Here is an 11,963-nt window from a genome sequence, read left to right on the forward strand (position 1 = left end):
GGCCCTCCGTCAGAACCCGAAGGCGGCTGCGAGCGCGCCGTGCGGCAAGCTCACCTGGAACATGCGCTCGAACACCACGTAGAGCGCGAGCGCCGTCGCCGCCGCCATTCCCAGCGCGCGCGGCACCGATTGATGTCTGGGGATCGCCAGCACCGCGAAGACATAGAGCGCCGAGGCGACGTACATCCCGGCGAGCGGGATCGCGGCCACGAAGATCGCGGCCGGCACGAACAGGCCGGCAAGCCGGCGCAGCTCGATCGGCGTGATCGCGATGGGAACGTTTGCCAGGGACGCAACCGGCAACACGCCCCGCACCAGGTTGTAGAGGCTGCCGAGCACGATGACGATGCCAGTCAGGAACGGAAACGTGCCGGCATCGACGCCCGCGCTCGACCAGCCGATGCCGTTGTCGAGGCTGGAGACGACGACGGCGACACCGAAGCTGCCGGTGAGGACGGCGGTCGCAAGTTCAAGCGCGCGGCGCGAGATCATGGAGGGCTCCGCTCAGAGGTCGGGCAATTGCCCGCTGTAGCCACGCATCCTTCACCGGCGCTCGGTGTCGTCCCTGCGAACGCAGGGACCCATAACCCCAGGGAGGAATTTGACGAAGACTCGAGGTCACGTCGGTACAGCGACCGACACTTCTCGCCAGATCACGCGGTATGGGTCCCTGCGCCTCCGCGCGCAATTGCGCGCTAGGCAGGGACGACAGCGGCGGATTTGGCATGATGGTCGACATGCTGCGGGAAGCCCTGCCCACATCGTCACCCCCGCTGCATGCGCCCCGCCTCACTTGACGAGCCAGCCCTGCTCGCCCGCCACCTGCTTGACGTGCTCGAGATCCTCCTTGATGAACTTGTCGAACTCGGCACCCGTCAGGAAGGTGTCGACCTGGGACGTCTTCTCGATGTAGTCCTTCCACTCCGGCGTCGCCTGCACCTTCTTCATGAGGTCGACATAGAACGCGGCCTGGTCCGGCGTGACCTTGCCGGGCAGCCACACGGTGCGCGGCTGCTCATATTGCTTGATGTCGAGCCCTTGCTCGACGCAGGTCGGAACATCGCCCCAGCCTTCGGTCGCGGTGACCTTGGCGCCCTGCGGCAGCCGCTTCGGGCTGAAAACGCAGAGCGGCCGCTGCGTGCCGCCGCGCCATTGCCCGAGGCTTTCGCTGGGATTGTTGACGTGAGAATCGAGATGTCCGCCGGCGAGCTGCACGGCGGTCTCGGCGCCGCTCTTGAAGGGGATATAGGTCAGCTTGACCTTGCCGGCCTTCTCGATCATGCGCGTCAGCACCTCGTCGGTGTCCTTCGACTGGGCGCCGCCCATCTTGAACTCGCCCGATCCGGCCGCCTTCAGATAGTCACCCGCCGTTTTGTAAGGCGCGTCCTGCTTGACCCAGAGCAAAAACTCGTCCTGCGCCATCGCCGCTACGGGGGTGAGATCGGTGTAGTTGAAGGCGACCTTGGAGACGAGCGGCTGCTGCCAGGCGTTCGAGGTGCCGAAAATCACCTTGTAGGGATCGCCGGCGGAGGCCTTGCCATAGACATAGCCTTCCGCGCCGCTGCCGCCGCCCTTGTTGACGACGACGATCGGCTGCTCCGTCAGCTTGTGCTTGGTGATGATGTTCTGCACCGCGCGGGCGAGATTGTCGGTCCCGCCGCCCGGTCCGGCGGTGGCCACGAACTCGATCGGCTTTTGCGGTTGCCAGGCGCTGAGCGCCGGCATCGTGCCGGCGAGCATCGTCGCGGCTGCGGAGAGCAGAAATATCGACGTCCGACCCATGATTTCCTCCAGCGGATCTTGCCTTTTATCGTTGTCGTATCGACGCCCGGTCAGGCGACGCGTTCCTCGCGTCTTCCTGCGCCTAAGACGATTGCGCCTTCTTTTTCGAGCGCTTCGATTTGCTTCTGGTCGAACCCGTACTCGGCCAGCACCTCGCTCGTATGCTCACCATAGACCGGCGCGCCCGAGAGGACTTTGCCTGGGGTCTCCGAAAACTTGACGGGCAGACCGATCGTCTTCACCGGGCCGAGCGTGGAATGCTCGACCTCGACGACCATCTCGCGCGCCAGCGTCTGGGGATCCCTGAGCGCCTCCAGCATGTCATGCACCGGTCCGCACGGCACGCCCTTCTCGTCCAGCGCCGCGAGCCAGTACGCTCGCGACCGGGTGCGAAAGCGCTCGCTCAGGACCGCTTCGAGCACTTTCAGATTTGCCATGCGGTCGGCCCCGGTGACGAAGCGCGGATCGGCGGCGAGTTCGCTGGCGCCAAGGGCTTCCAGCATCAAGAGCCAGTGCTTCTTGTTGGCGCCGCCGACCACGAGCCAGCCGTCGGAAGCCTCGAACGCCTGGTAGGGCGCATTGAGCGGATGGGCCGACCCCATGGCACGCGGTGCCGTGCCGGCGGCGAGTGCGATGGTCGATTGCCAATAGGTTTGCACCAGGGCGGCCTCATAGAGCGAGGTCTCGACCCACTGCCCCTCGCCGGTCTTGAGGCGATGTGTATAGGCTGCGAGGATGCCCATGCTGGCGAGCAGGCCGGCGGTGATGTCCGAGAGCGGCGGGCCGCATTTGACCGGCGGACCGTCGGGGCGTTCGCCGGTAAAGCTCATGATGCCGCTCATGGCCTGCGCGACGAGGTCGAAGCCGCGGCGGTGCTTGTAGGGACCGGTGCGGCCGAAGCCCGACAGCGAGCAGTAGATCAGCGCCGGGAATTGCTCGTGCAGCGCCTCGTAGCCGAAGCCGAGGCGCTCCATCGCGCCCGGCGCAAAGTTCTCGACCAGCACGTCGGCATCAGCGATCAGCCGCCGTAGCACCTGCTTGCCGCCTTCGGTCTTCAGATCCAGCACGATGCCGCGCTTGTTGCGGTTCATCATCAGGAAGGAGGCCGCCTCCTCGCCGATCTTCGGCGGTACCGAATGGCGGGTGTCGTCGCCGTTCGGCGATTTCTCGATCTTGATGACGTCGGCGCCCATGTCGGCGAGCATCAGGGTGCAGGTCGGCCCGGCCATGACATGGGTGAGGTCGACGACCCTGAGGCCGGCAAGCGGTCCCGAACGGCGAGAATTGGATTGCGATCGATCGCTTTGCATCGGGCCCGTCCTATTGGCCGCGCCATTGCGGCGCGCGCTTGTTGAGGAAAGCATCGAGCCCTTCGCGAAAATCCTGGCTCGTGTAGCACATCAGGATGAGATCCTCGCCTTCGTCTCCCGTCAGCCGCTGTTGCAGCCGGCCGACCGCCTGCTTGGTCGCATTCAGCGTCAGCGGCGCATGACTGGCGACGAGCCGGGCCACTTCGTCGGCGCGCCGGTCCAGCGCAGCCAGATCCTCGACGATCTCGCCGAGCAGTCCGACGCTCGCCGCCTCCGTGGCATCGACAAGACGTGCGGTGAAGATCAGGTCCTTGACGCGCGCGGCGCCGATGAGTGCGGTGAGACGGCCGACATTGGACATCGACAGGCAATTGCCGAGCGTCCGGGCGATGGGGAATCCAATCTGGGCACTGCGTGTGCCGATGCGCAGGTCGCAGGCCGCGGCGATGCCGGCGCCTCCGCCGGTGCAGAACCCGTTGATCGCCGCGATGGTCGGCACCCGGCACTGTTCGAGCGTGGTCAGGACGCGATCGATACGGTTCTCGTAGTCGATCGCATCCTGCGGCGACTTGAACTCGCGGAACTGGTTGATGTCGGTGCCCGCGGCGAACGCCTTGTCGCCGGCCCCGCGCAGCACCAGCACCTTGATCGCATGATCGCTGTTGGCCTCTTCGCAGATCGCGGCGAGCCGCTCGTACATGGCGAAAGTGAAGGCGTTGCGGGCCTGGGGGCGGTTGAAGGTGATCCGCCCGATGCCGTCGTTGCATTCAAAAACGAGGTCGTCTGCCCCTACCGCCCGGTCCATTTCCTCATATCCTCTTGTTTTTTACATTTTTGAATGCAAAATCTGCGATTAGCAAGCTGGAACTTCGAAATATCGATCGAATACCCCAGTTTTGCATTCAAATTGGAGTGCTAGTCCCCCCATGCTTCACGAGGACGTCGTCGGCCGTATCCGGGCCATCCTGCTCGATGGCGAAATTCCGCCTGGCGCGCGGATTCCCGAACGCGAGCTATGTGAACGGCTCGAGATCTCGCGCACGCCGCTGCGCGAGGCACTCAAGGTGCTGGCCGCCGAAGGCCTCGTGCAGTTGCTGCCGCATCGCGGCTCGCGCGCGGCAAAGCTGACCGACAAGGACATGCGCGACCTGTTCGAGGTCTGCCAGGGCCTGGAGGCCCTCGCCGGCGAGCTCGCCTGCGAACGCATCACGGACGCCGAGATCGACGAGATCGCCGCCGCGCATGCGGCCATGGTGCTGCATTATCGCGACGGCGATCTGATCCAGTACTACCGCGGCAATCGCGCCATCCACGAGGCCATCGTCACCGCAGCCGGAAATCCCGTGCTCGCGGGGCTCTACACATCAGTGACAGCGCGCATCCGGCGCGCGCGCTACGTCACGCCGATGACGCCGCAGCGCTGGGCGCTCGCCGTGAAGGAGCATGACGCCATCCTGAACGCGCTCCAGCGCCGCGACGGCCTCGGCCTCTCCCACATTTTGCGCGCGCATCTCCGCCACAAGCGCGAAGAGGTCTTCCAGGCGGGTTTTGCCGAGACGGAAGGGAACGATCTCACGCTGAAAATTGCGTAAGGCGCAATTCGCGTTGTCCTGGCCAGTGAGTGCGTCACACGTGGCCTTCCCGCCCGGCAGCTCGTTCTCGCTCCGCGTGAATCTGCGCACTAATTCCACTTGCTAGCTTGTCGCGGCCGGAGCAGCATACTTCTCTGCCGACCTGCGGCCGCGTGGCCCGATCAGGCCGGTCCCAACGCGCGAACAATCGCGCAAAACAAAAGACAAAAGCGGAGGAAACGCATGACAATCGATGTCTCCCGTCGATCCCTACTCGCGCTCGGAGCTGGCCTTGGTGCCAGCGCCATGCTCGGCACCAGCGCGATGGCGCGGGCTCCCAAGCTCGGCACCCAGACGCCCTACTGGCACCGCTTCGTTCTCGGCGATGCCGAGGTCACCGTCGTGTCCGACGGGCCGCTGCCGCTCGGCGATCCCTCCGGAACCTTCACCGGCGTTCCCAAGGAAGAGGTGAAGAAGATGCTGGCGGACAATTTCCTGTCGCCGGACAACGTCGTGCTCGAACAGAACTCGCCGATCGTGAACACCGGCGACAAGCTCATCCTGTTCGATACCGGCATGGGCTCATCGAAGATGTTCGGCGCCAGCACCGGCCGGCAACAGAAGAGCATGACCGAGGCCGGCATCAAGCCGGGGGACATCGATGCCGTCGTGTGCTCGCATGCCCATATCGACCATATCGGAGGCATCGTCGACGAAGGCGGCAAGCCGCTGTTTCCGAACGCGCAGATCTACATCTCGCAGACCGATTTCGACTTCTGGACCGACGAAGGCAAGCTCGGCAGTCCGGCCAAGGACTTCGTCGTTCACGCCCGCAAGAACCTGCTGCCGGTCCGTGACCGGATCGTGTTCTTCAAGGACGGCCAGGAATTCCTGCCGGGCGTGCAGGCGATCTCCGCGCCCGGTCACACCGTCGGCCACACCATCTTCTTGGTGTCGTCGGCCGGCAAGTCCTTCGCCTTCCTCGGCGACCTCTCGCACCATTCCGTGCTGCTGCTCGAGCGGCCGCGCATGGAATTCTCCTACGACACCGATCCGAAGCAGGCCGCGGAATCGCGCGTCAAACTGCTGACGATGCTTGCGGCCAACAAGACCCCGGTGATGTCCTATCACTTCGCCTGGCCGGGCTACGGCCATGTCGCCAAGGCCGGTGAAGGCTTCCACTATTATCCCGAACCGATGCAGATGACCTTGTAGCTCGTCAGGTCCGGGCGGCGCGTGCGCCGCCCGGACCATGACTGCTCCTATTCCGCGGGCTCCGCGACCCCAGGAAGATTCGAGGTGGCGACGTCCGCCCGGGCACCGGGGAATATCCGCTTCACCAGCACGAACAGGGCTGGCACGAAGAAGATGCCGAGCACGGTCGCCGCGATCATGCCGCCGGCGACGCCGATGCCGACCGCATTCTGGCTGGCCGAGCCGGCGCCGGTCGCCACCGCCAGCGGCAACACGCCGAGGATGAAGGCGAGCGAGGTCATCAGGATCGGGCGCAGGCGCTGACGTGACGCGTGCAGGGTGGCATCGACGAGGCTCCGGCCGGCCGCGATCTGCTCCAGCGCGAATTCGACGATCAGGATCGCGTTCTTCGAGGCAAGACCGATCGTCGTGAGCAGACCGACCTGGAAATAGACGTCGTTGGCCTGGCTGAACAGCGTCGCCGCGAGCAGCGCGCCGAGCACGCCGATCGGCACCGTCAGCATCACCGCGAATGGGACGGACCAGCTCTCGTAGAGTGCCGCAAGGCTCAGGAAGACGATCAGCAGCGAGATCGAATAGAGATACAGCGTCTGGCTGCCGGTGAGCCGTTCCTGGAACGACAATCCGGTCCATTCGTGGCCATAGCCCTTGGGCAGCCTGGCCATCTGCTCCTCCACCGCCTGCATGGCAACGCCCGAGCTGATGCCCGGCCCCGCCTGCCCCTGCAACTCGACGGCGGCAACGCCGTTGTAGCGCTCGAGGCGCGGCGAGCCAAAGCTCCAGCGATCGGTAGCGACCGCCGAGAACGGCACCATCGAGCCCGAGGCGTTGCGCACATACCAGCGGCCGATGTCGCTGGTATCCATGCGGAACGGCGCATCGCTCTGCACATAGACCTGCTTGACGCGGCCGCGGTCGATGAAGTCGTTGACATAGGCCCCGCCCCAGGCCGCCGACAATGTGGTGTTGAGATCGCTGAGGTTGACGCCGAGCGCGGTGGCCTTGGCCTGGTCGACGTCGAGGTTGAATTGCGGCGTATCGTCCTGACCGTTCGGCCGGGCCTGCGCCACGCGCTTGTCCGCCGCGAGCTGCCCGAGCAGCTGGTTGCGCGCCTGGATCAGCGCCTCGTGACCGTTGCCGCCGGTGTCCTGGAGATAGACGTCGAATCCGCCGGCATTGCCGAAGCCGGGGATCGACGGCGGCAGCACCGCGAACACCATGGCGTCGCGGATTTTCATGAACGCCCCCATGGCACGGCCGGCCACGGCCTGCGCCGAGGCCGCAGGACTCTTGCGCTCGTCGAACGGCTTCAGGCTGACGAAGGCGAGGCCGACATTCTGCCCCTGCCCCGCGAAGCTGAAGCCGCTGACCGCGAACACGCCGTCGACGGCATCCTTCTCGTTGTCGAGATATTGATGCTCGACCTGCTTGATCACGTCGAGCGTGCGCGTCGACGTCGCGCCGACCGGGAGCTGGATCAGGGTCATGATCGTGCCCTGGTCCTCGTCGGGCAGGAACGAGCTCGGCAGCCGCTGGAACAGCAAGACCATGCCGGCGACGATCGCCGCGAAGGCGATCATCACCCCGGCGATGCGCCTGATCGCGGCGCCCGTGGTGCGCTGATAACCGTCGGCCATGCGGTCGAAGCCGCGGTTGAACAGGCCGAAGAAGCCGCGCTGCGCGCCATGGTGTTGCGGCGGCTTCAGGATCGTGACGCACAAAGCCGGCGTCAGGATCAGCGCGACCAGCACCGACAGCAGCATCGCCGTGACGATGGTGAGCGCGAACTGCCGGTAGATGATGCCGACCGAGCCGTTGAAGAACGCCATCGGGATGAAGACGGCCGAGAGCACGACGCCGATCCCGACCAGGGCCCCGGTGATCTCGCGCATGGATTTCTCGGTCGCCTCGCGCGGGCTAAGCTGCTCCTCGGCCATCACGCGCTCGACGTTTTCGACCACGACGATGGCATCGTCGACCAGGAGGCCGATCGCCAGCACCATCGCGAACATCGTCAGCGTATTGATGGAATAGCCGGCGAGCGAGAGCACGCCGAAGGTCCCGAGCAGCACCACCGGCACGGCAATGGTCGGAATGATGGTGGCGCGCCAGCTCTGCAGGAACACGAACATCACGACGAAAACCAGCGCGATCGCCTCGAACAGCGTGTGGATCACCTTCTCGATCGACAGCTTGACGAAGGGCGTGGTGTCGTAGGGGTAGACGACGCGGAGCCCCTCCGGCATGGTGGCGCTGAGCTGGGCAACGCGCGCCTTCACCGCTTCCGAGGTCGCGACCGCATTGGCGCCGGTCGCAAGGCTGATGCCCATGCCCGCGGCCGGCTTGCCGTTGTAGCGCGCGGCGGAATCATAGGACTTCGAACCGAGCTCGACCCGCGCGACGTCGCCGATACGGACCGTCTGACCGGTCGTGGCCGTGCGCAGGATGATGTCCTTGAATTGCTCGACCGTCTGCAGGCGGCTCTGCGAGGTGATGGTGGCATTGAGCTGCTGGCCGCCGACAGACGGCAGGCCGCCGAGCTGGCCGGCGGTCACCTGCGTGTTCTGGGTCTGGATCGCCGCGGTCACGTCGCTGGGCATCAGATTGTATTTGGCCAGCTTGTCGGGATCGAGCCAGATGCGCATGGCGTATTCGGCGCCGAACAACGTCACCTGCCCGACGCCGGCAACGCGACTGATCGGATCGTTGACCGAGGAGGCCACGTAGTCGGCGATGTCGCTGGCGGCAAGCCGACCGTCCTCGGAGACGAAACCCAGCACCATCAAGAAGCTCGCCGAGGACTTCACGACCTTGATGCCCTGCTGCTGCACGACCTGCGGCAGCAGCGGAGTTGCAAGCTGCAGCTTGTTCTGCACCTGCACCTGGGCGATGTCGGCATCGGCCCCGTTGGTGAAGGTCAGCGAGATCTGCACTTGGCCCGTCGAGGTGCTCGACGACGACATGTATTGCAGATAGTCGAGACCGGTCATGTTCTGCTCGATGACCTTGGTCACCGAGTTCTCCGCGGTCTCGGCATTGGCGCCGGGATAGGTCGCCGTGATCGTGACGACGGTCGGCGCGATCTGCGGATATTGCGCGATCGGCAGCCGCATGATCGCGAGCACGCCGCCCAGCATGATCAGGATGGCGATGACCCAGGCGAAGATCGGCCGCTTGATGAAGAAATGGGACATGACGGTTACTGCTCGGCTGTGGCGGCTGCAGGCCGCGCGTCGGCCTGCCGCGTCGGATTCACGGTGAGGCCGGTTGCGGGATTGACCGCGACCTCGACGGTCTTGACCGGCGCGCCGGGGCGAGCCTTCTGCGTTCCCTCGACGACCAGGCGGTCGCCCGCCTTGGCGCCGGAACGCACCAGCCAGTTGCTGCCGACGTCCTCTCCGAGTTCCAGCGTCCGCTGCTCGACCTTGCCGTCCTTGTCGACGAACATCGCCACCGCCTGCCCCAGCGGATTACGCGAGACCGCCCGCTGCGGCACCAGGATCGCGGCCGTGTCCACGCCGGCGACGACGCGGGCGCGCACATACATGCCCGGCAGCAGCGCCCGCTCGGGATTGGCGAAGACCGCGCGCGACGAGACCGAGCCGGTGCTCTCGTTGACACTGGCATCGGTGAAGCCGTACTTGCCCTTGTGGCCGTAAGCCCTGCCGCTCTCCATCAAGAGCTCGACCTGCACGCCTTCGGCAGGACGCTTAAGCCGGCCACTGGCGATCTGGTTGCGCAGGCGTTCCATCTCGGAGGTCGACTGATCGAGGTCGACATAGACAGGGTCGAGCTGCTGGATCGTCGTCATCGCGGTCGCCTGGCTGGCGGTGACCAGCGCACCGGGCGTGATGCTCGACTTGCCGATCCGGCCCGAGATCGAGGCCGTGACCTTGGTGCGATCCAGCGAGATCGCAGCCGTGTCGCGGTTGGCCTCCGCCGCCTTCACGTCGGCCTCGCCCTGCTTGTAGGCGGCGACCGCATCGTCGACATCCTGCTGGCTCGCCGCATTGGTTTGCAGAAGCTGGGTCTTGCGCGCGGCCTTGAGCTTGACGCTGACGAGCGTTGCCTCCGACCTCTGCACCGCGGCCTCGGCGCTGGCCAAGCCCGCCTTGTACTGCACCGGATCGATCTCATAGAGCAGGTCGCCTTCCCTGACCTCGGCGCCTTCCACGAAGTCGCGCTTGAGCAGAATGCCCGTGACCTGCGGCCGGACCTCGGAAACCTGGTAGGCGACGACGCGGCCCGGCAGCACCGTCGAGATCTTCGCTTCCTGCGGTTTCAGGGTCATGATGCCGACCTCTGGCACCATCTGCTGCAATGCCGCTTGCGGGTTCTGCTCCCCGCAAGCGGCAAGCAGCAGGGCAATCAAGGGAACAGCGCGGACGATCGGGGAACGCATGAGACGATCCATGGGTAAGTTGCGGCCCCTGAAGGGCATCGCGCGGAAACATTTGGAAACTATTCAGTTTCCATTGGGAAACTTGGTAGTTTCCTTCCCTGAAGTCAAGTGCTAGGCTGCCTGCACAACGGCGTTCAAGCAGTCGTGAAGCAGCTCAAATTCAAGCGGGTACGTCCATGGCGAAAGAAGCCAGCAGTCAGAGGCGCATTGCTCCGCCGTCGGAGCGGACCAAGCCGACCGTGGGCCCCGCCCCCGACGCTCGCATGAGGCAATTGCTGGCGGCGGCGAAGGACACCTTCACCAGCAAAGGGTTTGCCGCGACGACGATGGACGACATCGCCGGTGCCGCCGGGATGTCGAAGAAGACGCTCTACAAATTGTTCGAGAGCAAGACCGAGCTGTTCCGCGCCATGCTGCTGCGCAGCTTGCCGGAAGCCGATTACGCAGACACCCCTTCGGAAGGATCACCAGTGATCCGGCTTCGAAACATGCTGCGCGAGGCGGCCAACGTCGCGCTGTCGCCTGGCGAGATCGCCCTGCAGCGTTTGATCATCGGTGAACGTCAGGCGTCCCCGGAGCTGGGGCGTATGTTCGCCGAGGTCATCATGGAAAGCGGCACGGAGCATATCGTCGAGCTACTGAAGGCAGTTCGCCTGGAGCCCCGTTTTGAGGGCGTGCCGCTCCGCCTCATTGCCGAAATGCTGTTCGGCATGGTGTTCAGCCACGATCATTTCAGGCTGCTGACAGACACCGCATTCAAGTTCAATCGCCGCGCCCTGGACCGGCGGATCGATCTTGCCATTGCAACCTTCTGTGCGGCCGACGAATAAGCGTGAGCCGCCTCGCTCGGCTTGGAAGAAGGTCAGCAGCCGAGCCTATCGGCGATCCCGCCAAAGTCCTTGGCGACGATGTCCCACTTGCCGGTGGCTTCGAAATCGACCTTCTGGAGCGGACCGTACTCCGTCGGCCGTGCGACGAACGCGGTCTTCAGGCCGTTCTTCTGCGCCGCCGCGAGATCGCCGTTGTGGGCGGCGACCATCATCACCTCCTCCGGCTTGAGGCAGAGCAGCCTTGCTGCGCCCAGATAGGTTTCCGGATCGGGCTTGTAGTGCTCGAACAGCTCGGCCGACATGACGAGATCCCACGGCAGGCCGGCAAACTTCGCCATGTTGGTGAGCAGCGCGACATTGCCGTTCGATAGCGGCGAGATCACGAATTTCGACTTCAGCCGGGTGAGGCCCGCGACGCTGTCTGGCCAGGGATTGAGGCGATGCCAGCCCTTGGTGAGATAATCGAGATCGGCGTCAGTGAGGCCCTTGATCGCGAACTGCGCGACCAGCTTCTCTAGCGAGCGGCGGTGCAGATCATCCAGCATGACATAGCCGCGCTCGGGATGTTTGCGCACATCGTCCATCGAGGCCATGTACATGCCGCGCCAGCCGTCGACGAGCGCCGTCCAGTCGGCACTGATGCCGCGCTGCCTGCTCCACCACATGAAGTCGGTGATGAGGCTGGTGCGCCAGTCCACAACCGTGCCGAAGACGTCGAAGACAAGGGCTTTGACGGCGGAGAGTTCGGACATGGCGCTTCCCGTGATTGTTCTTGTTGTCATTCCGGGATGCGCCGTTAGGCGCAGGCCCGGAATCCATACTCCCGATCGTGGTTATGGATTCCGGGCTCGAC

The 11,963-nt window shown here is 64.9% G+C and carries 10 protein-coding genes; 3 read left to right on the forward strand and 7 right to left on the reverse strand.

Annotated elements, in window-relative coordinates; translation table 11 throughout:
- Positions 1 to 9 precede the first annotated feature (9 nt).
- The 4 genes from XI04_RS24740 to XI04_RS24755 form a co-directional block, all read right to left on the reverse strand.
- Positions 10 to 492, reverse strand: coding sequence for a tripartite tricarboxylate transporter TctB family protein (locus XI04_RS24740; protein ID WP_271609146.1), 483 nt, complete (start codon positions 490 to 492; stop codon positions 10 to 12).
- Between the two features lie 297 nt (positions 493 to 789).
- Positions 790 to 1,782, reverse strand: a complete 993-nt coding sequence (locus tag XI04_RS24745; protein WP_038946677.1) for a Bug family tripartite tricarboxylate transporter substrate binding protein — start codon at positions 1,780 to 1,782, stop codon at positions 790 to 792.
- A 50-nt stretch (positions 1,783 to 1,832) separates the two neighbouring features.
- Entirely contained in the window at positions 1,833 to 3,092 is a 1,260-nt protein-coding gene (locus XI04_RS24750) for a CaiB/BaiF CoA transferase family protein (protein WP_271609145.1), read from the reverse strand.
- Positions 3,093 to 3,102: 10 nt separating this feature from the next.
- Positions 3,103 to 3,897, reverse strand: a complete 795-nt coding sequence (locus tag XI04_RS24755) for an enoyl-CoA hydratase/isomerase family protein (RefSeq protein ID WP_028144794.1) — start codon at positions 3,895 to 3,897, stop codon at positions 3,103 to 3,105.
- 121 nt (positions 3,898 to 4,018) lie between these two features.
- Between XI04_RS24755 and XI04_RS24760 the strand changes: the two genes are divergently transcribed.
- Positions 4,019 to 4,684, forward strand: coding sequence for a GntR family transcriptional regulator (locus XI04_RS24760; RefSeq protein WP_028144795.1), 666 nt, complete (start codon positions 4,019 to 4,021; stop codon positions 4,682 to 4,684).
- Positions 4,685 to 4,906: 222 nt separating this feature from the next.
- On the forward strand, positions 4,907 to 5,878 hold the full coding sequence (locus tag XI04_RS24765) for an MBL fold metallo-hydrolase (protein ID WP_028144796.1): 972 nt from the start codon (positions 4,907 to 4,909) through the stop codon (positions 5,876 to 5,878).
- Positions 5,879 to 5,925: 47 nt separating this feature from the next.
- Here the strand turns inward: XI04_RS24765 and XI04_RS24770 are convergent, their stop codons facing one another.
- Both XI04_RS24770 and XI04_RS24775 read right to left on the reverse strand, forming a co-directional pair.
- Complete coding sequence (locus XI04_RS24770) at positions 5,926 to 9,072, reverse strand: efflux RND transporter permease subunit (RefSeq protein WP_095424227.1); 3,147 nt, start codon at positions 9,070 to 9,072, stop codon at positions 5,926 to 5,928.
- Positions 9,073 to 9,077: 5 nt separating this feature from the next.
- Positions 9,078 to 10,280: an efflux RND transporter periplasmic adaptor subunit gene (locus tag XI04_RS24775; protein ID WP_271609144.1), complete on the reverse strand. Its 1,203-nt coding sequence runs from the start codon at positions 10,278 to 10,280 to the stop codon at positions 9,078 to 9,080.
- 176 nt (positions 10,281 to 10,456) lie between these two features.
- Here XI04_RS24775 and XI04_RS24780 point away from each other — a divergent pair, with 176 nt between their 5' ends.
- On the forward strand, positions 10,457 to 11,110 hold the full coding sequence (locus XI04_RS24780; protein ID WP_028144799.1) for a TetR/AcrR family transcriptional regulator: 654 nt from the start codon (positions 10,457 to 10,459) through the stop codon (positions 11,108 to 11,110).
- A gap of 32 nt (positions 11,111 to 11,142) precedes the next feature.
- Here XI04_RS24780 and XI04_RS24785 read toward each other — a convergent pair whose 3' ends face one another.
- On the reverse strand, positions 11,143 to 11,862 hold the full coding sequence (locus XI04_RS24785; RefSeq protein ID WP_028144800.1) for a haloacid dehalogenase type II: 720 nt from the start codon (positions 11,860 to 11,862) through the stop codon (positions 11,143 to 11,145).
- Positions 11,863 to 11,963: the final 101 nt, after the last annotated feature.

The sequence above is a fragment of the Bradyrhizobium sp. CCBAU 11430 genome (assembly GCF_028128855.1).
Classification (GTDB): domain Bacteria; phylum Pseudomonadota; class Alphaproteobacteria; order Rhizobiales; family Xanthobacteraceae; genus Bradyrhizobium; species Bradyrhizobium ottawaense.

What these genes read in the sequence shown, in the direction of transcription:
- XI04_RS24740 (WP_271609146.1), bottom strand. Translation starts at nt 492, where the DNA reads ATGATCTCGCGCCGCGCGCTTGAACTTGCGACCGCCGTCCTCACCGGC.
- XI04_RS24745 (WP_038946677.1), bottom strand. Translation starts at nt 1,782, where the DNA reads ATGGGTCGGACGTCGATATTTCTGCTCTCCGCAGCCGCGACGATGCTC.
- XI04_RS24750 (WP_271609145.1), bottom strand. Translation starts at nt 3,092, where the DNA reads ATGCAAAGCGATCGATCGCAATCCAATTCTCGCCGTTCGGGACCGCTT.
- XI04_RS24755 (WP_028144794.1), bottom strand. Translation starts at nt 3,897, where the DNA reads ATGGACCGGGCGGTAGGGGCAGACGACCTCGTTTTTGAATGCAACGAC.
- XI04_RS24760 (WP_028144795.1), top strand. Translation starts at nt 4,019, where the DNA reads ATGCTTCACGAGGACGTCGTCGGCCGTATCCGGGCCATCCTGCTCGAT.
- XI04_RS24765 (WP_028144796.1), top strand. Translation starts at nt 4,907, where the DNA reads ATGACAATCGATGTCTCCCGTCGATCCCTACTCGCGCTCGGAGCTGGC.
- XI04_RS24770 (WP_095424227.1), bottom strand. Translation starts at nt 9,072, where the DNA reads ATGTCCCATTTCTTCATCAAGCGGCCGATCTTCGCCTGGGTCATCGCC.
- XI04_RS24775 (WP_271609144.1), bottom strand. Translation starts at nt 10,280, where the DNA reads ATGCGTTCCCCGATCGTCCGCGCTGTTCCCTTGATTGCCCTGCTGCTT.
- XI04_RS24780 (WP_028144799.1), top strand. Translation starts at nt 10,457, where the DNA reads ATGGCGAAAGAAGCCAGCAGTCAGAGGCGCATTGCTCCGCCGTCGGAG.
- XI04_RS24785 (WP_028144800.1), bottom strand. Translation starts at nt 11,862, where the DNA reads ATGTCCGAACTCTCCGCCGTCAAAGCCCTTGTCTTCGACGTCTTCGGC.